The organism is Mesorhizobium caraganae, from assembly GCF_016836705.1.
Lineage (GTDB): Bacteria > Pseudomonadota > Alphaproteobacteria > Rhizobiales > Rhizobiaceae > Mesorhizobium > Mesorhizobium caraganae.
Map to the genome: position 1 here is coordinate 1 of NZ_JAFCGY010000025.1, position 25,068 is coordinate 25,068.

The 25,068-nt window shown below is 63.6% G+C and carries 19 protein-coding genes and 1 tRNA gene; 8 read left to right on the forward strand and 12 right to left on the reverse strand.

Features of this window, described 5'->3' with window-relative positions; translation table 11 throughout:
• Window positions 1–203: 203 nt before the first annotated feature.
• Complete coding sequence (locus tag JQK88_RS27605) at window positions 204–626, reverse strand: metallopeptidase family protein (RefSeq protein ID WP_023702572.1); 423 nt, start codon at window positions 624–626, stop codon at window positions 204–206.
• A gap of 178 nt (window positions 627–804) precedes the next feature.
• Here JQK88_RS27605 and JQK88_RS36470 point away from each other — a divergent pair, with 178 nt between their 5' ends.
• The 3 genes from JQK88_RS36470 to JQK88_RS27615 are packed head-to-tail and all read left to right on the forward strand — an operon-like array spanning window position 805 to window position 6,528.
• The gene (locus JQK88_RS36470; RefSeq protein WP_246501860.1) at window positions 805–1,839 is read left to right on the forward strand and encodes an ImuA family protein; all 1,035 of its coding nucleotides are present in this window, start codon (window positions 805–807) and stop codon (window positions 1,837–1,839) included.
• Entirely contained in the window at window positions 1,781–3,253 is a 1,473-nt protein-coding gene (locus JQK88_RS27610) for a DUF6504 family protein (protein WP_312037334.1), read from the forward strand. The genes JQK88_RS36470 and JQK88_RS27610 overlap by 59 nt, the downstream gene beginning before the upstream one ends.
• Window positions 3,250–6,528: an error-prone DNA polymerase gene (locus JQK88_RS27615; protein ID WP_203280068.1), complete on the forward strand. Its 3,279-nt coding sequence runs from the start codon at window positions 3,250–3,252 to the stop codon at window positions 6,526–6,528. Before JQK88_RS27610 ends, JQK88_RS27615 begins: the two co-directional genes overlap by 4 nt.
• Before the next feature lie 282 nt (window positions 6,529–6,810).
• Here the strand turns inward: JQK88_RS27615 and JQK88_RS27620 are convergent, their stop codons facing one another.
• From JQK88_RS27620 to JQK88_RS27635, 4 genes are all read right to left on the reverse strand, one after another.
• Window positions 6,811–7,065, reverse strand: coding sequence for a Trm112 family protein (locus JQK88_RS27620; protein WP_192258776.1), 255 nt, complete (start codon window positions 7,063–7,065; stop codon window positions 6,811–6,813).
• A 47-nt stretch (window positions 7,066–7,112) separates the two neighbouring features.
• Window positions 7,113–7,784 (reverse strand): LON peptidase substrate-binding domain-containing protein, encoded by a 672-nt coding sequence (locus JQK88_RS27625; protein ID WP_192258777.1) that lies wholly within the window; start codon window positions 7,782–7,784, stop codon window positions 7,113–7,115.
• 110 nt (window positions 7,785–7,894) lie between these two features.
• Window positions 7,895–8,890 carry a thioredoxin gene (gene trxA, locus JQK88_RS27630; RefSeq protein WP_192258778.1) on the reverse strand — a complete coding sequence of 332 codons (996 nt, stop codon included), beginning with the start codon at window positions 8,888–8,890 and terminating at the stop codon, window positions 7,895–7,897.
• Between the two features lie 142 nt (window positions 8,891–9,032).
• Window positions 9,033–9,530 carry a prolyl-tRNA synthetase associated domain-containing protein gene (locus JQK88_RS27635; RefSeq protein WP_192258779.1) on the reverse strand — a complete coding sequence of 166 codons (498 nt, stop codon included), beginning with the start codon at window positions 9,528–9,530 and terminating at the stop codon, window positions 9,033–9,035.
• A 226-nt stretch (window positions 9,531–9,756) separates the two neighbouring features.
• Between JQK88_RS27635 and JQK88_RS27640 the strand changes: the two genes are divergently transcribed.
• A tRNA-Gly gene (locus JQK88_RS27640) sits at window positions 9,757–9,831 on the forward strand.
• Window positions 9,832–10,076: 245 nt separating this feature from the next.
• On the opposite strand, the gene JQK88_RS36475 is transcribed toward JQK88_RS27640, so the two are convergent.
• On the reverse strand, window positions 10,077–10,631 hold the full coding sequence (locus tag JQK88_RS36475; protein WP_246750070.1) for a hypothetical protein: 555 nt from the start codon (window positions 10,629–10,631) through the stop codon (window positions 10,077–10,079).
• Between JQK88_RS36475 and JQK88_RS27645 the strand changes: the two genes are divergently transcribed.
• Both JQK88_RS27645 and JQK88_RS27650 read left to right on the forward strand, forming a co-directional pair.
• On the forward strand, window positions 10,632–12,152 hold the full coding sequence (locus tag JQK88_RS27645; protein WP_246750071.1) for an SAM-dependent methyltransferase: 1,521 nt from the start codon (window positions 10,632–10,634) through the stop codon (window positions 12,150–12,152).
• Window positions 12,153–12,326: 174 nt separating this feature from the next.
• Window positions 12,327–13,772 carry an adenylate/guanylate cyclase domain-containing protein gene (locus JQK88_RS27650; protein WP_203280069.1) on the forward strand — a complete coding sequence of 482 codons (1,446 nt, stop codon included), beginning with the start codon at window positions 12,327–12,329 and terminating at the stop codon, window positions 13,770–13,772.
• Window positions 13,773–13,839: 67 nt separating this feature from the next.
• Here the strand turns inward: JQK88_RS27650 and JQK88_RS27655 are convergent, their stop codons facing one another.
• Window positions 13,840–14,520 (reverse strand): redoxin domain-containing protein, encoded by a 681-nt coding sequence (locus tag JQK88_RS27655; protein ID WP_203280104.1) that lies wholly within the window; start codon window positions 14,518–14,520, stop codon window positions 13,840–13,842.
• A 19-nt stretch (window positions 14,521–14,539) separates the two neighbouring features.
• Entirely contained in the window at window positions 14,540–17,833 is a 3,294-nt protein-coding gene (locus tag JQK88_RS27660; protein WP_203280070.1) for an adenylate/guanylate cyclase domain-containing protein, read from the reverse strand.
• Between the two features lie 284 nt (window positions 17,834–18,117).
• Between JQK88_RS27660 and JQK88_RS27665 the strand changes: the two genes are divergently transcribed.
• Window positions 18,118–19,881 carry an adenylate/guanylate cyclase domain-containing protein gene (locus tag JQK88_RS27665; protein ID WP_203280071.1) on the forward strand — a complete coding sequence of 588 codons (1,764 nt, stop codon included), beginning with the start codon at window positions 18,118–18,120 and terminating at the stop codon, window positions 19,879–19,881.
• A gap of 16 nt (window positions 19,882–19,897) precedes the next feature.
• Here JQK88_RS27665 and JQK88_RS27670 read toward each other — a convergent pair whose 3' ends face one another.
• From JQK88_RS27670 to JQK88_RS27680, 3 genes are all read right to left on the reverse strand, one after another.
• Window positions 19,898–21,277, reverse strand: a complete 1,380-nt coding sequence (locus tag JQK88_RS27670) for a hypothetical protein (RefSeq protein WP_203280072.1) — start codon at window positions 21,275–21,277, stop codon at window positions 19,898–19,900.
• The gene (locus JQK88_RS27675) at window positions 21,277–21,792 is read right to left on the reverse strand and encodes a GNAT family N-acetyltransferase (protein WP_203280073.1); all 516 of its coding nucleotides are present in this window, start codon (window positions 21,790–21,792) and stop codon (window positions 21,277–21,279) included. The genes JQK88_RS27670 and JQK88_RS27675 overlap by 1 nt, the downstream gene beginning before the upstream one ends.
• A gap of 74 nt (window positions 21,793–21,866) precedes the next feature.
• Complete coding sequence (locus JQK88_RS27680) at window positions 21,867–22,691, reverse strand: hypothetical protein (protein WP_203280074.1); 825 nt, start codon at window positions 22,689–22,691, stop codon at window positions 21,867–21,869.
• 316 nt (window positions 22,692–23,007) lie between these two features.
• Between JQK88_RS27680 and JQK88_RS27685 the strand changes: the two genes are divergently transcribed.
• Window positions 23,008–24,423 carry an adenylate/guanylate cyclase domain-containing protein gene (locus JQK88_RS27685; protein WP_203280075.1) on the forward strand — a complete coding sequence of 472 codons (1,416 nt, stop codon included), beginning with the start codon at window positions 23,008–23,010 and terminating at the stop codon, window positions 24,421–24,423.
• 132 nt (window positions 24,424–24,555) lie between these two features.
• On the opposite strand, the gene JQK88_RS27690 is transcribed toward JQK88_RS27685, so the two are convergent.
• Window positions 24,556–25,035 carry a class I SAM-dependent methyltransferase gene (locus tag JQK88_RS27690; protein ID WP_192258786.1) on the reverse strand — a complete coding sequence of 160 codons (480 nt, stop codon included), beginning with the start codon at window positions 25,033–25,035 and terminating at the stop codon, window positions 24,556–24,558.
• Between the last annotated feature and the right edge of the window lie 33 nt (window positions 25,036–25,068).

Below are 25,068 nucleotides of genomic sequence, written 5' to 3' on the forward strand. Positions count from 1 at the left end.
CGTGTTTGGAACTCGCCATCCGTGTAGCCCATCTAGGCCCGCGCTCAGATATCCGCGCGCAAAAGGCCGGACATATGAGCGCAAGCGATCCGATCAAACTATCTCACCAAGCCTTGCAAGCAGGGGGGCCGTCCACATATGAGCACCGGAAGCGCTGGAAGCTGCCGTTCGCAGGCCGGCCTCACCTGAAGATCGGCACAGCCTTACTCGGCCGCCTCTTCGATCTTCTCCATATCATCGTCCGACAGGCCGAAATGGTGGCCGATCTCGTGGATCAGCACGTGGGTGACGATGTCGCCCAGCGTCTCTTCGTTCTCGGCCCAGTAGTCGAGGATGGCGCGGCGGTAGAGGGTGATGCGGTTCGGGCCTTCGCCGGTCTGCGGATTCCAACGCTCGGCAATGCCGCGGCCCTCGAACAGGCCAAGCAGGTCGAACGGCGTCTCCAGCGACAGATCGTCCATGATCTCGTCGGTCGGGAACTCGGCGATCATGATGACGATCTCGCCGGTCAGCTTGCGAAAATCGTCCGGCAGATGCGCGTACGCCTCCAGCGCCAGAAACTCCATTTCCTCGATCGAGGGCGAGAGTTCGTCGTGCCAGGTGCGGGTCTTGTAGATGCGGGCCATGCGTTGTCCTTTGATCCCGGCATATAGGCTTTCGCACCGGACTCGGCAATGAAGCGGCAATTTCATGACGTCAATGGCTATAGAGGAATAAATTCCTTCTGACTCCGCTTGACTCTTGGGGCACCCTCTGGAATCTATAGGAACATAACAGGAACAATTGTGAGAGAAACTGACCGTCATGGCGACATCAGCCGTGGCGCGGGAGACTGTTTTTGCCCTGCGCCGCCAGATCGCGAAGATCGAGGGAACGCTGCCCGAGCGCCTGGCCGCGCCGGCTGGCGAGCGGCCTCGCGCGCGTGCTGACGGCGATGCCGGCGGGCCAGAATCCGATATCGCACCGGACATCACCATCATCCGGCGCGGCCTTGCCGTAGCGTCACCGGATGCCTTCCTGCCCACCGGCGTTGAACGCCTCGATGCCACACTCAGCGGCGGCCTGCCGAAAGCCGCCCTCACCGAGATCCATGGCCTCGAGACCCGCAATGCCGGGGCGGTCGCCGGCTTTGTGCTGTCGCTGGTCAGCCTGATCCTCAGGGGGCAGAGATTGCCCGTACTGTGGATCGGCACGTCGGAGATTTTTCGCGAGGCCGGCTTTCCCTATGCCAGGGGATTGCAGGGCATGTTCGGCATCGCGCCGGAGCAATTGCTGTTTTCCGAGGCGGCGAAACTCACCGATGCGCTGTGGGTGGCCGAGGAAGCCGCGAAGATGACCGCGCTGGCCGCAATCATCCTCGAAATCCGCGGCAGCCCGCAGCGGCTCGACCTCACCGCAACGCGCCGGCTGCACGCTCGCGCGCAAAGCGCCGGCCGGCCGGTGTTTCTGCTGCGCCAGGCCGGCGAGGCCGAACCGACGGCGGCACCCGTACGCCTCATCGTGTCGGCCGCAGCGGCTGCAAGTCGCCGGACCATCGCCGGGCCGCTCGCCGGCTCGATCGGCCGCCCCGCCTTCACCGTCAGCATCGGCAAGAGCCGTAGCGCTCTGCCCGGACAATTCACACTGGAGTGGAACCCCGATGAACACAGTTTCGAAGAAAGACGGGAAGAACGGCCAGAGAATTCTGTCGCTGTGGTTTCCGCATCTCGGGGCGGAGCGGATCCTGCGCCAGCGCCTGGGACGGTCGTGGCGTTCCCGGCCGTCGGATCATTTGCCTCTGGTGATCAGCCATCGCGACCGCAGCGCCCAGCGCATATCGGCCCTCGACGAGCGGGCTGAGGCGCTGCATCTGAAGCGCGGCATGGGCATTGCCGACGCGCGCGCCATGCATCCCTCGATCGACATCGTCGAGGCCGACCCGGAAGCCGACCGAAGGCTGCTCGAAGGCCTCGCCGACTGGTGCGATCGCTACACGCCGCTGGTGGCGCTGGACGGCGCCGACGGGCTTTATCTCGACGTCACCGGCTGCACGCATTTGTTCGGCGGCGAGCGCGCCATGCTGGATGACATTCTTGCACGCTTTTTCCAGCAGGGTTTCGATGTTCGCGCCGGGCTTGCCGCGACGCCGGGTGCTGCCTGGGCGGCAGCGCGCTTTTGCGGCGACCGCATCGTTCCCTCAGGCGAGGAGGAAGCGCTGCTTGCCCCTTTGCCGCTGGCCGCGCTACGCATCGAAGCCGATATCCGCGCCAGCCTGGAAAGCGTGGGTCTGCGCACCGCGGGTGCGGTCATGGCGGCCCCGCGCGCGCCGCTCGCCCGCCGCTTCGGCTCTACCTTGCTGTTGCGGCTAGACCAGGCGCTCGGCCGCCTCGACGAGGCAGTGTCGCCGCGCCTGCCGGTGGCGCCGCTTTCGGTCGAGCGCCACCTCGCCGAGCCGGTCGTGCTCACCGCCGAGATCGAGCGGCTGGTGGAAATGCTGGCGGTGACGCTGAAGATCGACCTCGAGCGCCGCGGCGAAGGCGCCAGGATGCTGGCGCTGCTTTTGTTTCGCGTCGACGGCGCCGTCAGCCGCATCGCCGTCGGCACCTCACGGCCCCTGCGCGAGCCGAAGCTGATCCAGCGCCTGTTCCACGAGCGGCTGACCGCACTCGAACAGGACATCGATGCCGGTTACGGCTTCGACCTGGTGCGGCTTTCCGTGCTGGCGGCCGCCGCCTTCGACATGCAGCAGGCCGATTTGACCGGAGAGATCGAGGACGACGGCGCCGACATCGCGCTGTTTGCCGACCGCATCCGCGCCCGGCTCGGCGACAATGCTGTGCTCAAAGCGGTCGCCGTCGAGAGCCATCTGCCGGAGCGCGCCGTCGCCACCATCCCCTTCTCCGAGGCGCCGCAGCGGACCACGCCGCCGAAAAGATCGGACCGGAAAGACGCACCGCCAACAACCATCTTCCCGCCGGAGCGGCCGATCCGGCTGTTCCGTTCGCCCGAGCCGATCGAAGTGCCGGCCACCGAAATGCCGGAGGGACCGCCGATGAATTTCCGCTGGCGCCGCGCGCTCTACCGGGTCGCCCGCGCCGAAGGGCCCGAGCGCATCGCGCCGGAATGGTGGCAGAAGGGTGAGGAGGACGCGCCGACGCGCGATTATTTCCGCATCGAGGACAGCGACGGCCGCCGCTACTGGCTCTACCGCCAGGGGCTCTACGGCGCCGGCCAGCCTTCGCCGCGCTGGTTCATGCACGGGGTCTTCGCATGAACGCGCTGACCGTCATCCCCTATGCCGAATTCGGCATCCAGTCGAATTTCTCCTTCCTACGCGGCGCCTCCAAGCCGGAGGAGCTGGTGGTGGCGGCCAAATTCCTCGGCTTCTCCTCGATCGGGCTTGCCGACCGCAACACGGTCGCCGGCGTCGTGCGCGCCTGGCAGCAGGCCAAGGTCGAGAAGCTCGCCTACCACCCCGGCTGCCGCCTGGTGTTCGGCGACGGCACGCCGGACATTCTCGCCTATCCGCAGAACCGCAAGGGCTGGGGCCATCTCTGCCGCATGCTGACGCAGGCCAATCTGCGCGACGAAAACGAGAAGGGCGCGACCCTTCTCCAGCGCAGCGACCTGCTCGAATGGGGCGACCTGCTGTCGCTGGCGGTGCTGCCGGATCTCTCGGCGAGTGCCGACGATCCCCTGGCATTGATCCGTCAGCTGAAGGAGCGTTTTGGCGCAAACCTGCGGCTTGGCGTGGCGCCGGACTATCGCGGCAATGATCGCTTCCGCATCGAGCAGGCGGCCGCCATGGCCGAAGCCGCCGGCGTGCCGCTGATGGCGACCAACGACGTGCTCTATCACACAGCCGAGCGGCGCTCGCTGCAGGATGTGCTTACCGCCATCCGCCTCAATGTGCCGGTCGCCGAGGTCGGGCTGGAACTGACGGCCAATGCCGAGCGCCATCTGAAGCCGCCGCTGGAAATGGCCCGCCTCTTTCGCCGCCATCCGCAGGCGCTGGCCGAGACGCTGCGCTTTGCCGGCGAACTCAGCTTCTCGCTTGGCGATCTCCAGTACAATTATCCCGACGAGCCGACGCAATCGGGCCTCGGGCCGCAGGCCGAGCTCGAGCGTCTGGCCAGGGAGGGGGCCGCCACGCGCTATCCGGCGGGCGTCCCCGCTTCCGTCTCGCAGCGCATCGGCGAAGAGCTCGCTCTGATCGAGCGCCTGAACTATGCGCGCTATTTCCTCACCGTTTACGACATTGTCCAGTTCGCCCGCAACGAGGGCATTCTGTGCCAGGGCAGAGGCTCGGCCGCCAATTCGATCGTCTGCTTCTGCATCGGCATCACCGAGGTCGGCCCCGAGCGCATCGACACGCTGTTCGAGCGGTTCATTTCCGAGGAGCGCAACGAGCCGCCCGATATCGACGTCGACTTCGAACATGAGCGGCGCGAGGAGGTGATCCAGTACATCTACTCCAAATACAGCGCCAAGCGCACCGCGCTGGCGGCCGCCGTCATCAGCTATCGCGGCCGCTCGGCATTGCGCGAGGTGGCCAAGGCCATGGGCCTGTCGGACGATGTCCGCAGCGCGCTCTCCAGTTCGATCTGGGGCTGGTCGACCTCGGAGCTCGGCGAGAAGGAGGCCCATGCCGGCGGCCTCGACCGCAACGAGACCTCGACCCGTCACGTGATCGCCCACGCCAACGAGATCATGGGCTTTCCCCGGCATTTGTCGCAGCATGTCGGCGGCTTCGTCATCACCAGGGACCGGCTCGACGAGATCGTCCCCATCGTCAAGACGGCGATGGAGGCGCGCAAGATGGTCGAATGGGACAAGGACGATCTCGACGCGGTCAAGATTTTGAAGGTCGACGTGCTGGCGCTCGGCATGCTGACCTGCCTGAAACGCGCCTTCACCTTGCTCACCAATCATTATCCGGATGCGCGCGATGAGTATGGCAGGCCCTATGTGCTGGGCAGCCTCCCGCCAGAGAACAAGCATGTCTACGACATGATCGGCCGCGCCGACACGCTCGGCGTCTTCCAGATCGAATCGCGTGCCCAGATGTCGATGCTGCCAAGGCTCAAGCCAAAGGATTTCTACGACCTTGTCATCGAGGTGGCGATCGTGCGGCCGGGCCCGATCCAGGGCGACATGGTTCATCCCTATCTGCGCCGCCGGCAAGGTAAGGAGAAAGCCGAGTATCAAAAGCCGGAGCTGGAGGCGATCCTCAAGAAGACGCTGGGCGTGCCGCTGTTCCAGGAGCAGGCGATGAAGATCGCCATCGTCGCCGGCGGCTTCAAGCCGGGCGAGGCCGACGAATTGCGCCGCGCCATGGCCACCTTCAAGCGCACCGGCACCATCGGCAATTACTGCCAGCGCATGATCGACGGCATGGTCGGCAAGGGATACACCAAGGACTTCGCCGAGCGCTGCTTCAAGCAGATCGAAGGTTTCGGCGAATACGGCTTTCCCGAAAGCCACGCCGCCTCCTTCGCGCTGCTCGTCTATGCCTCGTGCTGGTTCAAGACGTTCTATCCCGACGTGTTCTGCGCCGCGATCCTCAATTCGCAGCCGATGGGGTTTTATCAACCGGCGCAGCTGGTGCGCGACGCGCGCGACCATGGCGTCGATATCCGCGACGTCGACGTCAATTTTTCCGGCTGGGACTGCACGCTGGAGGAAGACGAATTCGACCCGGCCCGCATCCTGCCGCGCCATGCCGAGATGCGCGGTGTCATCGAGACAAAGCACGCCGTGCGGCTCGGCTTCAGGCAGATCAAGGGACTGTCCAAGGAGCGCATGGAGCAGTTTGCCGAGCGGCGCGGCGCCGGCTATTCAAGCGTCAGGGATGTCTGGCTGCGCTCCGGCCTCGATGTCGACGACATCGAAAGACTGGCGCAGGCCGACGCCTTCCGCTCGCTCGGCCTCGACCGTCGTAAAGCCTTGTGGGCGGTGCGCGCGCTGGACGGCAAGAGTGCCGCCGAAAGACTGCCGCTGTTCGACCAGCCGGCGATCCGCCTGCGCGAGCTCGAACCCGCAACAAAACTGCCGACAATGCCGCTCGGTGAACATGTCATCCACGACTACCGCTCACTCGGCCTGTCGCTAAAGGCGCATCCGGTCGCCTTCCTGCGCGAGCGGCTCGACCGCGCCGGCGTCATCCCCAATGCCAACCTTGGCGCGGTTCGCGACGGCAGGCGGGTTTCCGTCGCCGGCCTGGTGCTGGTGCGCCAGCGTCCCGGCAAGGGCAATGCGATCTTCCTGACCCTGGAGGACGACAAGGCCGTCGCCAACGTCATTTTCTGGGAAAGGACGTTTACCCGCTTCCGCCCTATCGTCATGGGCGCCCGCTTCGTCAAGGTCACCGGCAAGCTGCAGTCGGAATCCGATGTCATCCACATCGTCGCCGAAAAGATCGAGGATCTGACGCCCTGGCTGACGGTGCTGCTGGAGGAGATGACACCGGCCGTGCCAGCCCGGCCGGATATCGCAACGCTGTCAGACAAGGCCGAGAGGGTCATGCCCAAGGGAAGGAATTTTCAGTAGGGCTTTATGGAGACGCCCATCGCGTCGTCATCCTGGGGCGAAGCAAGGAGCGAAGCGACGCGGCGCAGACTCCCGGGATCCATGCCGTGACATTAAGGCGTGAAACGGTGCAGAATTCTGCTCCGCTGCACCCTTCGATCACGTCGCGGCATGGATCCTAGGGTCTCCGCGACGCCGCTTCGCAGCTGCTCCGCCCTAGGATGACGAAGGGAGGAGCGTTTCGGTCAATCTCCAAGGTTTGCGATTTGCCCCTAAAAGGAACGATCAAGGGCTACCTGCCGATCAGCGTCCAGCCTGCGCCGGCCCACTCAGCCGCGGCGGCGACAGCACATCCTCCGCCGAAATCGTCCGCGCCTCCGAGGGCAGCATGATCGGGATGCCGTCGCGTACGGGGTAGGCGAGCTTGGCGATCCGCGAGATCAACTCGCCGCGTTCCGGGTCCCAGGCCAGCGGCCCCTTGGTCAGCGGGCAGGCCAGCAGCTCCAGCAGTTTTGGATCGACATTGGCCGTCTTGCCGTCACGCCCGTCCGCTGCCATCGTTCCTCTTCCCGGCCAATCACCGGCCCAAGATGCGTTGACACACCTTACTGCAAACTCGAGCCAAAATCCTCATTCTCGCGCGCCAGCGCCATTTCGGTGATGGCGATCAGCGTCTCGGCACGGGCTCTCAAGTCGGGCGCTTCCAACAGCGCCTGTTTCTCGGCCGGGCCGTAAGGCGCCATCATCGACAGCGCGTTGACCAGCATGGCGTTTTCGGCGCGGCTGACGCTTTCCCAGTCGGCCTCGAGCTCATTGGCCTGCAGATAGGCGCGAAACGCTTTCAAGAGCGCCGGCCGGTCGACCTCGCTCGCCGCCTGGTCTTCGCTAAGATCGGTGAGGAACGGCGCCAGCTTGCATTGCCGGAACGGCGTCTTCAACGGCAGCTCATGCGTGATGCGGAACCGGCACACACCCTGCAGCGAAATCAAATAGCGGCCGTCGCCGCTCTCGGCCATCGAGATGATGCGCCCGGCGCAGCCGACATTGCACAGTTCCGGCTCGCCATCGGCGCGCAGTGCGCCGTCGAGGCTGGGCTGGATGATGCCGATCAGCCGCGCGCCGGCGATCGCCTCATCCACCATCTGCAGATAGCGCGGCTCGAAAATGTTGAGCGGCATACGGCCGCCCGGCAGGAGCAGCGCGCCGGCAAGCGGAAACACCGGGATGGTCGACGGCAGATCCTTGCCGACCCGGTAATGTGCGTTTCCGACCTGCACTTAAGTCCTCCGATCGCTTCGGGCGCGACAGTATCGGCCTAATCTGGCGCAGCCGACGCCGGCCGCAAGGTCCCAAAACCATTCCGCCGGTAATTTCGCCGGCGAACGGCTCAGGAAAACAGCAGCGACGACAATTTGCGCCGCGCCGCCAGCGTCGCTTCGTCGGTCATGCCCCAGGCCTCGAACAGCTTCAACAGCTGCGCCCTGGCGCCGTCCTCGTTCCAGGTGCGGTCGGCCTTGATGATGGCCAGCAGATTGTCGGCCGCCGCATGGCGATCGCCTCGCGCATTCTGGACCATGGCTAGATCGAAACGCGCCTGGTGGTCGCCGGGATTGGCGGCCAGGCGCTGCTCGAACTCGGCGGGATTGCCAAGCGCTGCCGCTTCAGCCGCCAGCGTCATCTTGGCGCGCAGCGCGGCAAGTGCAGGCGCATCCTTCTTGGCCTCCGGCGCCGTTGCCAGCAGCGCCTCGGCGCCTTGCGCGTCGCCAGCCTCGAACAAAAGCTCGCCCAACCCGGCGATCGCCTCGATCGTCTCCGGCGCCTGCGCCAGTATGGCGTCATAGATGTCGGCTGCGGTCTGCGCATCGCCCGCCGCATGCGCTTCGGCTGCCGCGGCCAAAGCCTCTGCGACCGGCGGCGCGCCATTACCCTTGCCGCCGACCTTGGTGATGAATTCGCCCATCTGGCTCTCGGGAATGGCGCCCATGAAGCCGTCAACCGGCTGGCCGTCCTTGAAGGCGATGACCGCCGGGATCGACTGGATGCCGAGCTGGCCGGCGATCGAGGGATGATCGTCGATGTTCATCTTGACCAGCTTGACCTTGCCGCCGGCGGCCTTGACCGCCTTTTCCAGCTGCGGCGTAAGCTGCTTGCAGGGCCCGCACCACGGCGCCCAGAAATCGACCAGCACCGGCTGTTTCCGCGATTCCTGGATGACGTCGGCGGCGAAGGCGGCGGTCGTGGTGTCCTTGATCAGGTCTCCACCGGCCGGTGCCGCGCCGGGCACGGCCTTGGCCGGCTCGGCGCCGCCATACTGCACGGAGGTGGTGTACTGGCCGGAATTGCCGCCGAATTGGCCGCCAAACGGATTGCTGTTGTCGCTCATGTCGTCGCCCTTCCGGTCGCGCCCCTCGCCAGCGGAGCAGGCGCGACATCCTTGCTAGAGCAATTCCAGGAAAAGTGTGAAGCGGTTTTCCGCCCGGAATTGCGTTGAAACAAAAAGTCAGTTTTCGCCATCCATGTGGCGATCAAGCCGAGACTTTCAAGATAGCAGCATCATGGCCGGTTGCCTCGACGAATCTGATGAGGTCGGCGGAAGCGATCGACGTCGTCGCCTCATTGATCAGCGGATGCGCATTAATGACGTCATGCGCCATCAAATCCTGGTCGAGCACCACCTTGACCCGTCTCTCGGTGTCGTTGATCAGCCCGAACACGGTGACGGCGCCCGGAATGACGCCGAGCAGCTCCATCAGCAGCTCCGGCTTGCCGAAGGAGACACGGCTGGCGGCGCCGATGATCGTGTGGATCTGCTTCAGGTCGACGACCGCATCCTCGCCGACGCTGACCAGGAAGAAATTGTCCTTCTTGTCCTTGAGGAACAGGTTCTTCGTGTGGCCGCCCGAAATCTCGCCGCGCAGCGACTGCGAATCGGCGACCGTGTAGAGCGGCGGATGGCGCACGGTCGACACCGATATGCCGAGATCGGCAAGAAAGGCGAAAAGCTCGGCTTCAGTCTTCGGCATCGATGGTCTTTCCCTATCTGGTACAAGTCTGGCCACGCGCAAAGCCGTTTACGGCCAATGATGCCGCCGAGACAAGACCGTCATGCGGGAAGTCAATGAATGACCAGCGTTGCCAACGAGGTTCGGCCAGGCGATTTGGCGCGACCAAAAAGCCCGTCATTTCCCTGTTGCAATCGCCGCGCTCTTCAGCCATATAGGCCCGGCTTGCGGCCCTAGGGCCGTGTGAGCGGGTGTAGCTCAGGGGTAGAGCACAACCTTGCCAAGGTTGGGGTCGAGCGTTCGAATCGCTTCACCCGCTCCAATTTCCTCAAAGGGAATCAAGCGATTAAGAGGCGCCTTTCGGGGCGCCTTTTGCTTACATGGCTTTCTAAACCGGCAATGAAGGCTCATTGTAGGCGCGTTGCGGGACTCTCGTTCTACCTTAGAACCAGGCGCGGGTAAGACGGCGTGGCGCATAATTCCTTGGTTTCCAGTTCGGCGAACGGCGGCACCGCTGCCGAAGCACTCGCGTGGCTCGCGTTGCGGAACGCCGCGTCGGATTGCGGCTCAGGTTTGCGCTCGATCGACCAGCAGCCCCTGCGCGCGCTCCCGGCAGGACGCAAGTGGGCGGATGAGATCGCCAGGGTGATCGTCGATGGCCTTATGGCGGGAGGCCTGTCGGCGCCGGCGCAATTGGCTGCCGGATGGGACAGGTTCGGCGACGCCATCACCGAGCTGATCGTCGGACTCGGCAAGATCTGGGACAATCCTGCGGCAGCTCGCCGCATCCAGTATCAGCTTGAGCAAATGCTTCTCGACGCCGACGATCTTGCCGCGCCGCGCAGGCTGGCGCGGACGCTTGGAATTCGCGTCGACGCTCGAAACCCGACCGCAACCGAACTGCCTGAAGGGATCGATCAGATCTACGCCCACCTGATGATGGATGGCCGGATCCAGGCTGTCGTGCAGTTCGGCGTGCTCGGAGCTGTGACAAGGGATCATTGGATTGAATTGATCCAGAATGTCGTGCCCGCTGAGCGGCTTGGCCTTGCAGCTGAGGCATTGTCGACCTCGGCGGAAGGCCGGTCCGACCCGGACAGCCATTTCGGCAAACTCGCCCAATTGGCCGCGCAAGCGCGGGAGTTGGTTCGGTCGAGCGCCGAACCTGCACAGCCTCCTGCAACGCCACGCCGAGCACGGACCGCGGACAGGAGTGATCGCACGGCGTTCTGGAACAGCTATTTCGCGACCGAGGATCCGTGGAAATACGGCTCGCTCTATGAGCAGGAAAAATATCAGCGGCAGCTCGAAATCCTGCCTGCCGGTCCCATCGGACGGGCGCTTGAGCTGGCCTGCGCGGAGGGCCACTTCACGCGGCAGCTGGCGCCGCGTGTGGGCCATCTGGCCGCAACCGACATCTCCGCCATAGCCATCGAGCGGGCTCGTGCGCGATGCAGCGATCAGCCGAATGTTGAGTTCGGCGTACTCGATTTCGCTGCCGACACGTTGCCGGGTGAGATGGATCTGATCTTCTGTTCGGAAGTGCTCTACTACCTCGATGACCTCGCCGAGTTGCGGCGCATCGCCAAAAAATTCGCTGCGGCGTTGGCGCCTGGCGGCAGTTTCATCAGCGCACACGCATTCGTGCTGCGTGATAATGTCGAAAAGACGGGCTTCGACTGGAACACATTCGGTGCCCAGGCGATCTCCGAGACTCTGGCAGCGACCGAAGGCCTCGTGCTCGAGCAATCGATCCAGACCGAGCTCTACCGCATAGACCGCTTCCGCCGCCTGTCGTCGGACGATGTGGCGACGGAACCGGTGATCGATCATGTGCCAATCCGCGCGCCCATCGACATCGAGGTCGCGCGAAATATCGTCTGGGGCGGGGCGCGGGCCTTGCGCCGCGACGTCGCGCGCAGCGAGCGGCGCCAACGCATCCCTGTTCTCATGTACCACGGCGTCTCCGATGAAGGTCCGGCGGCGCTCGCCCGTTTTCGGCTCGCGCCCGCCGCATTCGCCAGCCAGATGGCATGGCTGCGCGCCAATGGCTTTCACGCGATCGGGTCCGAGCAGCTGGAAGGCTTCATCGCCAACCGTCAGCCTTTCGCTGGCCGCCCCGTGGTCATCACCTTCGACGACGGCTTCCAGAATTTCGCCGACCACGCCTGGCCGATCTTGCGCGCCAACGACCTGACCGCGGAAGTGTTCCTGGTGACGGACTTGGTGGGTGAAACGGCAGGATGGGACGCCGACAGCGGTCCGCCGGCGCAGCTTATGGGCGCCGGGACGGTGCGACGCCTCGCCGGCGAAGGCGCGTTCTTCGGCAGCCATATGGCGACGCATCGCGCCATCGATGGTCTGTCGAGCGCTGACCTGGCCGCCGAGCTCCTGCGCTCCCGTCTGTTCATCGAACGGTGGACAGGCCGGCCAACCACCGCGTTCGCGGCACCCTTCTCTGTCACCGACCGGCGGCTCGGCCGGCTGGCCAGGGAGTGCGGCTATCGAATAGGCTTCGGCCGCAAACACGGGCCGGCGGACCTCGATAGCAATCCCATCGACCTTCCGCGCATCGAGATACGCGGTGACCGCTCGCTCGATGACTTTGTCGCCACTGTCGAGGCTGTGCTCGATGAACGCTGAACGCGTCAGTGTCCCGCCCACAATGCGCGAGATACAATCGACGAGACGCCCCGCAGCGTAGCGCATAGTCCCGCGCCAGCTCCGCCCTAAGTCCTGAGACCACGAAGGATTCCATCCATTCGCATCGGGCAGGATTTTTAGTAGGTTGCCGCAAGGTAAATTGGGGATTTCGGCGTGATGGTGGTCAACGATCGCCTTCTCGAAGGCAAGATGACCGAGATCGAGCAAGCGCGAGTATGGAGCCCGCGCGTCATCTCAAAATTCGAAATGCTTATCAGGAACGGCGACGACCAGGCGCTCTATCGCGTCAATCCGCTGGCCTTTGCCCGCGACCGCGCAATCGCCGAGCCTGAAGCAATCGACCTCTTCCTTTACGCGGCCCGCTGCGGCCTGTTCGATATGAGCTGGGACGTACTCTGTCCCCAGTCCGGGATGGTGCTCGACAGTTTCGGCGCCCTGCGCACGCTGCAGACACATTACGTCTGTGGCCTGTGCGACGTATCGGGCGATACCGACCTCGACGACTTCATCGAGGTCTCCTTCTCCGTGTCGCCCCATCTGCGGCGCCTTCCGTTCCACGAACCCCAAACGCTCTCTGTCGAGGATTTTCACTGGAAGCTTCACTTCGGACATGACGGGCGGCTACCGGGGCAAGACGTTCGCTTTCTCGACGTTCTGCGCAGCTTCGTCCGGGGCATGACGTTCCTGCCGCCGGGTACCACAACAATGCTGCGCGCTGATCTCGGTCCGGGCTCCCTGTCGGGCGTCAACGTGCAGACACAGGCGGCATTCGCTGTACCCATATCAGGGGATCCGGTGTTGGCGCCGACACTTCTCAAGATCAGCTATGACGGCAAGCGTTTCTTGCCGGCGTTGCCGGTCGTGCCACCCGGTCCGGTCGTCATTGAGGTTGCGAACACCGGACCCGGTCGTGGCGCGTTGCTTCTCATCAACTGGCCGCCCGAGCTTGTCGCGCTGACGACCAAACCGACGCTCGATTTCGACCCATACGTTTCCGGCGGCGCGCTGCTTGCGCGGCAAACCTTCCGCCACCTCTTCCGTTCCGAGCGTGTCGACGAGAAGGAGGGGCTCGGCATCCGGCAGATCACCTTCCTGTTCACGGACCTCAAGGGGTCCACCGCCATGTATGAGCGCCTTGGCGACCTCAACGCCTATGCCCTGGTCCGCGAGCATTTCGCTCTGGTCAACGCGGCGGTTCAGCAACATTCCGGAGCGGTGGTCAAGACTATTGGAGATGCGGTGATGGCAGTATTTTCGCGGCCATCGGATGCAATCTCGGCCGCACTCCACATCTTTGAAGAAATCGATCGCTTCAACGGCGACCACGACGGGCCGGGGATCATCCTCAAGATCGGTGCCCACTGTGGACCGTCGATTGCCGTGACGCTCAACGACAACCTCGACTATTTCGGCCAGACCGTGAATGTCGCCGCGCGCGTGCAGTCACTGGCGGAAGCCGGACAGGTTTGCATCTCAGAGGCGCTCTATGGCGCGCCCGGCGTGAGCGACCTGCTCGCGGGCCGAAGCGTCGTCGCGTTTGATGCGCCTCTTCGAGGTGTAGAGGGCGATGCAACTGTCTATCGCATCATGCGAGGATAGAACGCGACTGCGTGCCGCAGCCATTGCCTCGGCCCCAGTAACCCGCCTGTTTACCTCGTTCACAAGCCTATTGGGCGACCTGCGACACGGCTGACATCAGCTCCTGCGGGTTTGGCGCGCCAAACATGTATCGCCCACCCTCCGGCACCTCGGTGAAGCTCCAGCGGACGATCCCCTGCCGGTCCAGCAGGAACTGACCGACCAATTGTCCGTGTCCCGTTGCGATCATCTGCTCGTCGGCTTCGGTCAGTTCGTAGTGGTCCTTCTTGTCGAGGATTGCGGCGGCGGTCATAGGATCCATGGGACCGGGCAATTCGCCAGGGATGTCTACCCGCATATCCTGTGCCGCTGCCATCGCGACCTTGTACGGCCAGTTCGTCTCGTTCTCGGTGAATTCGAGATTGGGCAGTCCAAAAGCACGATGTGAAGCACGTTCCGGGTCCGAGGCCGCAAGCAGGTTCGGCATCGGGTGGTAGCGGAAATAGAGACGCGCCCGTTCGATCGGTGTGTTGACCACCGTCAGGCTCCCCACGCCCCTTTCGCGCAGCTCCGGATCAAGCCGCGCCTGGGCGGCGATGTGGCGCCGGCAAAACGCGCAATGCAGACCTCGAAACAGGCCGACCAGCACCGGCTTTTGTCCGCGAAAGTCGTCAAGCGCGATCTTGCCTTCCTGGGTAATGGCGTCGAGGACCACGTTCGGCGCACGGTCACCCGGCTGAAGCGGCAACAAGTCACTATGCGCGGACATTTCCAACCTCCACCCCCGGCTAGTCGAGAAACGGCAGCACGACAAGCCCTTCCGGGTCGAGCCCGTGCTGGGCGCATATACCCTGCGCCAGGGAAAAGTAGCGTTCGGCCTCGGGCAGGTTGTCGAGGTCGAGATTAAGCGTTGCAAGACCATCATAGCACGGAAACAGCAGTTGCGGTTCGCCCGTTTCGCGGGCTACGTCCAGTGCTTCGTGGAACAAGCCAACCGCCAGGTCGGGACGGCCGTTGCACTGGTGGATCTGCCCAAGCACGATCAACGGCACCGCCAGGTGTTCGCGCTGGTCTAGCGCCCGGTCGATCTCGATGGCCTTCTCGGCAGCAGGCACGCCCTCCGTTGGGCAGCGATCCGTGAAAGTACAACAAGCCACCGCCAGATTGACGAGGAGGCGCGCCTGGAAGCCCAGATCACCAATACGGCGCGCCACTTCAAGACCGCGCCGACAGACCTCCATCGCCTTGGCCGGATCGATGGTCGTGTAAAGCACGCCGAGATTGGTGTAGCCGCGGCAGGCCGCGCCCGGCAGACCGGCGGCTTCGGCCAATTCAATGCTGCGCTCAACCTCCCGCACGGCTTCATGGTTTCGCCCAAGGCGAGCCAGCGCAACACCCTTTGTATTGAGTGCCTCGGCGGTCACGAGAGTGGCATCGCGCCCCACCTCGGAGACATGCCCCGTTGTCAGAGTGCCTACGCAATCCAGCGCTGCATCTGCCAATTTTGCCGCGAGGGCGTGATCTCCGCTACGGAATGCCTGTCGGCCGCGCTCTTGCCACAGATGCGCCTGCTCGACCGGGGCATCCGCTCCATCGAGGAGCGCCGCCGCTTCAGCATAGCGGGATTCCGCGTTGTCCCGCTTGCCGACGTCCCAGAGCAGTCGACCTATCTTGCGCAAAACGCGCGCCGCAGCGACGCGATCGGCTGACGCGCGGTATGCCTGCAGCACCGTCTCGTAGTGCTGGTGCGCGATCTCGCGGCGGCCTGCCGGGCCGCTCAAATCGGCAATGCGCTCTGCAATTGCCAGTTTGAGCGGTGTTTGTGCCTTCTCGCCCAACGCGGTCAGCGCGCGCTCGTAGAAACGAAGGGCGTCGTCATTGGCGTATATCATGCGAGCGCGATCGCCCGCCGCCTGCAGGTAATGCGCCCCTCTCTCGCGCTCCGCGCTCAGTGCGAAATGGTGACCGAGCACGGTCAAATCCTCGAGCCGTTCCGGCTTGTCGCCGCACAATCGCTCCAGGGCGGCGCCGACCCGCCCGTGGATGTCGGTCCGGCGTTGCAGGAGCAGATTCTGGTAGATCACGTCCTGCAGCAATGTTTGCGTAAAGCGGTAGCTTTGCGACGAGACAGAACCAGATCCGGCAACTTCCTCGATGATTTCCGCATCGCAAAGCAGTTCGCAGCCGGCCTCCAGCCGGCCGGGGTCGGCCGTCACGGCCTTCAGAAGCGTGGCATCGAAGCGCGGGCCGATTACCGCGGCCTCTTGAGCCAACCGGCGTACCTCCTGGGGCAGCCGGTCGACGCGAGCAAGCAACATTGCCTGGATCGTGGCCGGGATGCCGGTTGCGACTTCGCCTGCCACGGTCCGCCATTGCTCACCCTCGCGCGTCAACACACCGCGATCGATAAGCCCACGAACGATCTCCTCGATAAAAAGCGGGTTGCCGCCCGCGCGCTCGAGGATCTGGTCGAGAAGCACTCCCGCGGAGTTTACCCAGCTCTCGCCGAAAAGCGCCGCCACCAGGCTGCGTCCGTCACGGCTGCTGAGGGGCGACAGCCTGAGCGCTGTGTGACTGACCCGACTTGAGTCGAGCTGGTCGTTGTCCGGCGCCGGACGATGCGTGACCAGCAACATCAACCGCGTGCGTTCCAGCCTGTCCATCACGAAACGCAATGCCTCAAGCGACACGGCGTCGGCCCAGTGCAGGTCTTCGACGACAATCAACAGCGGCGACAACGCAAGCCGCCGCTCGATGATTGTGCGGACTGCATAGAGAATTTGCCGCCGCAGCTGCTCGGGCTCGACATGCTGCAAGGTGGCATCGGGGTCGCCAAGGCCAAGCACATGGTAGAGCAAAGGCATCAGCCGCTTCGCCTCCTCGCCCTGCAGGCCGAGATCGGTCAGCAAGGCTGCGAGCTTGCCCCGCATTTCGTCGCCATTGTCGTTTTGCATCATCCCGGCAGCGCTGCGCACCACTGCGCCCAGGGCGCCGAATGATTGTTCGCCCAGTGGTGAGCACGTAGCCTGCCGCACGGCGACATTGCGAAAACGATCCTCGTCGCCGACGCGGGCGACGAACTCCTTCACCAGCCGCGATTTCCCGATACCGGCTTCTCCGACGAGGCGGACAAGTTGGGCCGAGCCGCCGCACGCCTGGTCAAGGCTCGCCAGCATTCTGTTGAGCTCCGCATCACGGCCTATTATCGGCGCACTGAGGCCGAGCGCCTCGAGCCCACGCGCTGCACGCGGCGCGGCCAGCGGTGCATCCAGTCGATGGACGAGCACACTGCCGGCCTTGCCGCGCAAGGCGACATCGCCCAGCGACTCGTAAGAGAAGGCATGCCGGGTCAACCTGTGCGTGAGCTCGCCCACCAGCACCTCACCCGGCGCTGCCAGCGATTGCAGGCGTTGCGCCGTGTTCACCGTGTCGCCGGTCACCGAATAGGATTTGGCGGTGCCGATGCCCAATCCGCCGGTAACGACCGGACCCGTGTTTATGCCGATATGGAGCAACAGAGGCGAACCGGAATGACGGGCGCTTTCACCGAGCCGCGCCGTCCGGGCGATCATGTCGAGAGCGGCGCGAAGCGCGCGTTCCGGATCGTCCTCATGCGCGACCGGCGCACCGAATAGGGCGAGCAGTGCATCGCCGATGAATTTGTCGACGAAGCCACCAAAGTTTCGCACGGCCGCCGTCAATTCCTTGAACAGTTCGTTCTGCAGCGCTTGCATGACTTCGGGGTCGAGCTGCTCGCTGAGTGTCGTGAAGCCGCAGAGGTCGGCGAACAGGACCGTTACCGTCCGTCGATCGGCGTCGGAGACGGGAGACTGCCCTTCCTCGCTTTCGATGTTCGGTGACGGAGTTCGAGAGGGTGGCGCAATGGTCCGGCCTGGTGTTGGAGCAGGCCGTTCGGCGGCTTTTGCGGACGCGCCGACGCTTGCCCCACATTTCGGACAGAACTCGAAATCGGGTGCGCAGGCGTAGCCGCAACTGGCGCAAGGCACGGGCTGGCGCCGGCCACACTTCGGACAGAAGGCGAAGCCGCCCTCAATCTCGAAACCGCAGCCCGAGCAGTCCATGGACACCTCACCAGAGCATGATACCGAAAAGTGTAAAGCGGTTTTCGGACGACATCATGCTCTATCTCTTTGACCGAGGGCATGACGCGTGATCTCGCCACGCTCGTCACGGCCAGCACAAGGATGAACCGATAGCTGTCAACCGGCAAGCGGTAGCGCAAATGGGCATCCGGATGGGTTCGGCGGCAGAGCGCTGCCGATACGGTCGGCCGCGTGGCCGTCGTTTGCGAAAATTCTCTCTCACCCCCATCTTCCTGCTATCGTGGAGATGAGGAGGCGGGCCCATGAGCGAGAACCGTAAGCTGGCCGCAATCCTGGCCGCAGACGTGGTCGGATACAGCCGACTCGCGAGCGAGGACGAAGATCGTACCTTGGCGAGGTTGCGGACACTGCGCAGCGACCTGATCGATCCGACCATCGCAGTGCACAACGGACGGGTGATCAAGCGCACCGGGGATGGGGCACTGGTCGAGTTCCGCAGTGTGGTGGATGCCGTGCGCTGCGCCGTTGAGGTTCAGAACGGCATGGCTGAACGCAATGCCGGCGTGCCGCAGGACCGCCGCATCGAGTTCAGGATAGGCATCCATCTGGGGGATGTGGTCGAGGAAAGCGACGGCGACCTGATGGGCGACGGCGTCAACATCGCCTCGCGCCTGGAGGGCGTCGCGGCGCCCGGCGCCATCTGCCTGTCCGAGGATGCCTATCGCCAGGTCAAGGCGAGGCTCGACCTTTCGGTCAGCGATCTCGGCAGCACGCAGCTCAAGAACATCGCCGAGCCGATCCGGGTCTATTCACTGCAAGTCGGGGCCAAGGCTGCCGCGACCCCGGAAATCACGACGAGCCGGCCGGCCACGGCAGCGCCGCCGAAACTGTCGATCGCCGTGCTGCCGTTCGCCAACATGAGCGGTGACGCCGAACAGGACTACTTCGCCGACGGCATCTCCGAAGACATCATCACGGCGCTGTCCAAACTGTCGCAGCTCTTCGTCATCGCACGCAATTCGTCGTTCACCTTCAAGGGCCAGAACGTCCATGTGCAGGACGTCGGTGCGAAGCTGGGCGTACGGCATGTGCTTGAGGGCAGCGTACGCAAGTCGGGCAACAGGGTGCGCATCACCGCGCAGCTCATCGATGCAATTTCGGGCGGCCATCTGTGGGCGGAGCGGTTCGATCGCGACCTGACCGACATATTCGCCGTGCAGGATGACGTTACGCAGCAGATCGTCGGTGCGCTGGCGCTCAACCTGACGGATGGCGCCCGTCCGCGGCTGGCGCCGGAGCCCCCGCGCAACACGGAGGCATATGACTGTTTCCTGCGCGGCCGGGAGCTGTGGCACCGGCTGACGAAGGAGACGAACACCGCGGCCCGCGACCTCTTGCAACGTGCCACCGAGCTGGACCCGAACTTTGCCTCTGCTTACGCCTTCCTTGCCCTCACGCACGGCATTGATTACCTGAACAGGTGGGGTGCGTCACCGCCGGAATCGATGGCGCAAGCCGAAGAGGCCGCAACGCGAGCGGTAACGCTGGATGACAGCGATCCCTGGGCACACTGGGCGCTGGCGATAGCCAAGCTGTACACACGACGGCACGATGAGGCCGTCGACGAGGTCGAGCGCGCACTGGCCCTCAATCCGAACTTCGCCGAAGCGCATGTCTGCCGCGGCGAAACACTGTATTATTCAGGCAGACCCGAGGAGGCCCTCGAGAGTTTCGCCCGGGGAAAGACCTTGAACCCGTACTTTCCGGATGTGGTTCTGCACTTCCAGGCTTTGGCGTTGTTTCAACTGGCAAGGTACGACGAGGCCGTTGAGCTCTTGCTGCAACGGCTGGCTCGCAACGCTACCACCGATGTCTCGCGCGCGCTTCTGGCCGCCAGCTACGGCCATCTGGGCCGTTTGGAGGAGGCTCGCGCGGCGTGGCAGGAGGTGCTTCGCGTCAATCCCGACTTTTCGCTGGAATACCGTCGCAAAGTCTTGCCTTACAAGAACCCTGCCGATTTCGAACTCATGGTCGACGGCCTCCACAAGGCCGGTGTGGTGCAATGATCGGGTAGCGGCCTGCTCAGACGCCAAAGGCCCGGCCGATCTTGCGCCATCGGGCGTTTTCGCGAACCAGTTTCAAGTCGTCGGTCGTCTCCGCAAATGTCCGCAAACGGTATTGCCGGAGCAGATCCGGAAAGAGCGCCCCTTCCGGCAGGCCGGCAAGCTGCTCGCGGACCGAGATTTGTTCATCGATGACCCGCATGCCCCAGGCATTTTCCCGAACCTGCAGTTCCGCAGCCAGATCTCGCTCCTCGGGAGCGTTTTCATCCAGCGCAGCCAGCAGGACCGAGTGGAAAAGCGCGACATAGCCAATCTGTCTCAGGCCACCCACAACCCGCACCCGCGGCAAAATGGCGAGCACAAGGAACATCAGGAACAAGTTCGGCAAAAGCACGCCGTCCAGCAGCGCCTGCCTGAGATGCAGCCGCTCGAATGGGATGGAAACACCATGCGGCCTGTCGGGCTCGATCAGGCGCCCGTTCTCCAGCACAAGCTTGCGCACGCGCTCTTCGCGAATGCCCCAGAAATAGTCAGTGGCATTAGGCAGGAATCTGCCGAATGGTCCCGATGAGGCCTCTTGCAAGGCATGGTCGAGACGCTGGCGCCTTGCGGGCTCAAAGAACAGCCTGGAAAGAAGGCTGCGATCATCGTCCAGATGCCGCGCCATGGCGGAAGCGGCGAGCCGATCGTCGATGAAAACCGGCCGGGCCATGCCGGAACGATCCCAATCGGCGACCAGATCCCCATTGAGTTCTGTCAGCGCATCGGCAGCGGTTGCAAACACCTTCTCCTGGCTGGCGAGCAGTGTACCCAGCCAGCGGCTGGCATCCGTCTCATCGCCCACCGCTTCGAGGGCGCGCTTGTTGAGGGAGACGGGACCGGCCGCGCAAACGCTTTTGCGGCACAGTTTGTGGCGCCCCATGCCAAACAAATTGACCTTGTCGTCGCCGACATCGAGCCATCCCGGTCCCTCCTGGCCGACGGTCTCCATAGTCATCGTCGTTCCCATGAAGCCGAAGAAGGCCGACAGCCCATTTTCGACCGCGCCGAGCCAGGCAAGCAGCAGGGCATCGAAGGTGATCCGGTCCATCAGAAGCAGGCAGTGCAGGCCGGACTGGATCACTGGTCTGTGCTCGAATTCGTCGAGCGCCTTGCCGACCTCTTCGGGCTGCATGATCGCGGCAAGGCGCTGATGCAGAACGTCGCGCAGAATCGAGCGGGCAGCGATCGTCGGGCCTGATGCAGGCCTTGCCACCGGTCGCCACAGATGGCGGGCGTAGTCGGAAACCGGCGCATTCCAGTTCTGCTCGATGTCATGCACCACTTCCGGGCAGAGCAGCGACAGCACGGCCAGAATTTCCGCCGGAGGCGCAGGGGCTGGGGCAAGGATGGCGGTCATCAGAACCGCAGCCGCGCCATGCTCAGGAGGTCGTGGTACCGCCCGTCGGTGAAGCCGGCCTTCACATGCCGGCCTTCGACCTCGAAGCCGTGGCTGGTGTAGAGGCGGATGGCCGGTTCGTTGTCGGCATAAACGGTCAATTCGACCCGCTTCAGGGCGCGCCAGTTGTCGGCCACATCAAGCAGCGCGGCGAGTATGGCAGAGCCTATGCCCTTGCCGACAAAGCCGTCGTCAAGGCCGATGTTGATCTCGCCTATATGCGAACGACGCGGCGAACCTTGCACGACTAGGCTGCCATGGCCGACCACCTTGCCGTCGATCTCGGCAACGATCCAGGTGGTTTCCGGACCGGACTTGGCGATGCGCCGCTCCACCTGCTCCACCATCTCGAACGGCATCCTGAGCGTGCCCCAGCGGAAGCCCGGCATGTTGAAGATGGCGCAAAGCGCCTCCGCATCGCTTGGCCGTACGGCCCGGAGCTGCGGCTGGATCTTCTCTAGGGATGGCGAGGTCATGGTTTTCCTGGCGAAGGCTATCAGCCCCGCACGATGCACCGGACATCACCTGAAAATCCAGCCGTCTCTGCAGCCTATGACGCCGATTGCGCGCTGAAATACCGGGAAGCGGCGGTGAGTTTGACGCCGCCGCTGACGCCGATCCAGCCGAAAAGGGCGAGCCAACACAATGTCCTGGTCGCCGTCCAGTCGATCCGGTGCACCGCAGCGTCGGTGATGATAAGGCCAAGAATGGCAAGCAGGCCAACCAGAAACTGCGCCAGGCCGAGCACCAGCAGCTCCTCGCGCGGTGCGCTTTTCGAGACGAGATATGCGCCGCCAGCGCCGGCGAGGAAGATGGCGCTGTAGACTTGGGCGTGAAAGGGATCGACCGGCCATGGCCAGGTGCTGCTGACCATCAGGGGAAACAGCAACATGCCGACGCCATAGAGCCCAAGGATCGCCGTTTCCGCCAACATGTAGCCGCGCCATGCGGGGTTCAGGGTCACGCCTTTTGCTGAAGGACGGGCCCTGGCCCGCCACAGGAACAGCCCGGATACCGCGGCCGAGGCAAGATAGACCAGGAACCATAGCCAGGTCGCTTTTCGCCCGAAGTTGAAATAGCCGAGATTGATCAACGAAACCGCCGACACGATGACGGTGAAGATGAAGGCCATGACAAGCACCAGCCTGCCGGGCGACCAGCGATTCCAGAACAAGAGCGCCGCCATCACCGCCATTTCGGCGGTGTAGAAGCCGCCGAGGAAGCGGGCACTGAATGGCGTGACAGACCAAGGCCAACGCGGCTTGACCAGTGCCGGCGCGAAAAACAGGCCGGCGCCCACGATCAGGACGATGATGACCCCTAAGGAGAAAATGCGCAGGGCCGCCGGAAATGGCGGGTTGTCGGATGTCGGCATGGAGAAAGCCCCCAAAATGCATGCCCAATGTAGCATCATAGTGCCGCTTGCGGCCGGTGAAAATCGGCGGACGGAAATTGCACTGTCACCAGGCTTGTCTATTCGAATGGCCGTACGGCCCGTTTCGGCGTAAAATGGCGGACTCGGACCAAGGAGCGGTCCGGCCAACCCGCCTAGAGCCGGATGATTTCAGGTCTGTCCGACCTGAAATCTGAATCCGTCTCTAAATCAAGAGATAGAGCATGATTTCGTCCGAAAAACCGCTTCACACTTTTCGGCATCATGCTCTAGTGGCGCATTTTCCGGAGCCTGCACGATGAACGAAGCTCAGGATCTGTTCTCGCTTCTGCGGCAATCGACCAATGTCGATCCGCAGGCAATCGACGCGATCCGGCGAACCATCGCGGAAGGCAAGGACCGCGAACTTTGCCGCATCAACGCGCTGGCCTTCGCCAGCAAGCATGGCCTCGACGAGGAACGCGCCATCAGCGCCTTTCTCCATGCGGCGCGGGTGGGCATCTTCGACATTTCCTGGAATGTTCTGTGCCCCGGCTGTGGCGGCGTGCTCGACACCAACGCCACGCTGAAAACGATGCAGAGGGACGAATACACCTGCTCGCTGTGCTCCCAGGACTATTCGCCGACCCTCGACGAGATGGTCGAGGTAACATTCACCGTCAGTCCCCGCGTGCGCAGGATTGCCGCCCACAATCCGCACGAACTGCCGTTGGCGGAATATTACCGCCAGATCTACTGGGGGTCCGGCGCCGATCTTCCGGAAGAGGATCTGGCGAAACAGATGGAATCGTTCTCGCTGAAGGATCTCGAGCTTGCGCCCGGTGAAAAGGCGGTTCTGCACATACAGCTTCCGTCCCAATTCGTCATCGTCTTCGAGCCTGTCACCCATTCGGCACAGTTCATCGACGTGAAGGGTGAACCTGCGACAGAGCGCCGAACTCTCTCTCTGGTCTTCGACCGCGACCATGTCCAGAGCCAGACGCTGGAGATGCAACCCGGCCCGTTGCGCATCTCGCTGGAAAACAGGACCGACACCCGCGTGCTGCCGGCGGTCTTCATCGCCGGCCATGCATTGCATGATTTCCTGGGCAAACGCCGGCCCTTCGTGACCGCCAAGCGCCTGCTCACCAACCAGACGTTCCGCGATCTCTATCGCACGGATACGCTCGACATCAACCAACGACTGAAGATCACCAGCCTGACCTTCCTGTTCACCGACCTGCGCGGATCGACCGAGCTCTATGAGCGGGTGGGCGATCTTTCAGCCTTCGATCTCGTGCGCGAGCACTTCCAGGTGCTGCACGAGATCGTCGCGGCGGAGGCAGGCGCGGTTGTGAAGACGATCGGTGATGCGGTGATGGCGACCTTCGCGACGCCAGATCGTGCGATTGCCGCGGCCCTCAGGATGCGCGATGCCATGCGTGCGCTCAATGACAAGAGCGGGCGCGAGGACCTTCTGCTCAAGATCGGAGTCCATGCCGGGCCCTGCATCGCCGTGTCCATGAACGAGCGGCAGGACTATTTCGGCCAGACGGTCAACATAGCTTCACGGGTCCAGAACCTTGCCAAGGCACAGGCGATCTTCGCCACGCGTGCGGTGGTCGACGACAATCTCACCGCCGATCTGTTGCAAAGGAAGGCGCTGACGCCCGTGCCTCATGAGGTCTCGCTGCGCGGCATTGAGCGGGAGATAGCAGTCTATACGATCCCCTGAAGACTTGGTCCCTAAAGCAATTCCAGGAAAAGTGTGAGCGGTTTTCCGTCCGGGAATTGCGAAAAACAAAGAGATAGAGGGGTTCGCCGTTTCCGTGAAACGGTGAAACGCTCTAAAGACCCGTCTCCACCCTCACACGCGCTTGCAGAGAAAATAACGATCGGCGGGCTCCGAAGTCGGCGCCGGCAGGCGTTGCAGTTGCGGGTGATCGAGCGGCGTGCCGCTCACCGCGAAGCCGCCGACGCGAAGCATGCCCGCAATCAGATCGGGAAGCCAGGTGGCGGTCACTGCATCGCGATCTTCATAGCCGGTGCCGATGTCGGCATGGACAAGAGCGGCGTCGATGCCAATGAATCTCCTCGCCGTCTCGCGTATATCGCCGAGCACGAGATTTTCAGCGTCGGGAATTGAGCTGGCGTGTGCGCCAACTTCGCGGTCGAACACCACGATCCGGCGTCCGGGCAGGCGCTCGCGCAGATGGTGGAACGTCCGGCCATTGCCGAGGCCGAGCTCGAACACAAGCCCCTCCATCTTCGCCACCTCGGGGCAGATTTGATTGAGAATGTCGCGCTGTGCGGTCATCCTGCTGATGAAATTATCGAGGCGACTCATATGCGATTGTATGTCCTGAACCAGCAGCCCCGA

Bases quoted from the DNA above. Each gene is read 5' to 3' on its own strand.
- JQK88_RS27605 (WP_023702572.1), bottom strand. From the start codon at position 626: ATGGCCCGCATCTACAAGACCCGCACCTGGCACGACGAACTCTCGCCC.
- JQK88_RS36470 (WP_246501860.1), top strand. From the start codon at position 805: ATGGCGACATCAGCCGTGGCGCGGGAGACTGTTTTTGCCCTGCGCCGC.
- JQK88_RS27615 (WP_203280068.1), top strand. From the start codon at position 3,250: ATGAACGCGCTGACCGTCATCCCCTATGCCGAATTCGGCATCCAGTCG.
- JQK88_RS27620 (WP_192258776.1), bottom strand. From the start codon at position 7,065: ATGGCAGCGGACGGGCGTGACGGCAAGACGGCCAATGTCGATCCAAAA.
- trxA (WP_192258778.1), bottom strand. From the start codon at position 8,890: ATGAGCGACAACAGCAATCCGTTTGGCGGCCAATTCGGCGGCAATTCC.
- JQK88_RS27635 (WP_192258779.1), bottom strand. From the start codon at position 9,530: ATGCCGAAGACTGAAGCCGAGCTTTTCGCCTTTCTTGCCGATCTCGGC.
- JQK88_RS27655 (WP_203280104.1), bottom strand. From the start codon at position 14,520: ATGTCCGCGCATAGTGACTTGTTGCCGCTTCAGCCGGGTGACCGTGCG.
- JQK88_RS27660 (WP_203280070.1), bottom strand. From the start codon at position 17,833: ATGGACTGCTCGGGCTGCGGTTTCGAGATTGAGGGCGGCTTCGCCTTC.
- JQK88_RS27665 (WP_203280071.1), top strand. From the start codon at position 18,118: ATGAGCGAGAACCGTAAGCTGGCCGCAATCCTGGCCGCAGACGTGGTC.
- JQK88_RS27670 (WP_203280072.1), bottom strand. From the start codon at position 21,277: ATGACCGCCATCCTTGCCCCAGCCCCTGCGCCTCCGGCGGAAATTCTG.
- JQK88_RS27675 (WP_203280073.1), bottom strand. From the start codon at position 21,792: ATGACCTCGCCATCCCTAGAGAAGATCCAGCCGCAGCTCCGGGCCGTA.
- JQK88_RS27680 (WP_203280074.1), bottom strand. From the start codon at position 22,691: ATGCCGACATCCGACAACCCGCCATTTCCGGCGGCCCTGCGCATTTTC.
- JQK88_RS27685 (WP_203280075.1), top strand. From the start codon at position 23,008: ATGAACGAAGCTCAGGATCTGTTCTCGCTTCTGCGGCAATCGACCAAT.
- JQK88_RS27690 (WP_192258786.1), bottom strand. From the start codon at position 25,035: ATGAGTCGCCTCGATAATTTCATCAGCAGGATGACCGCACAGCGCGAC.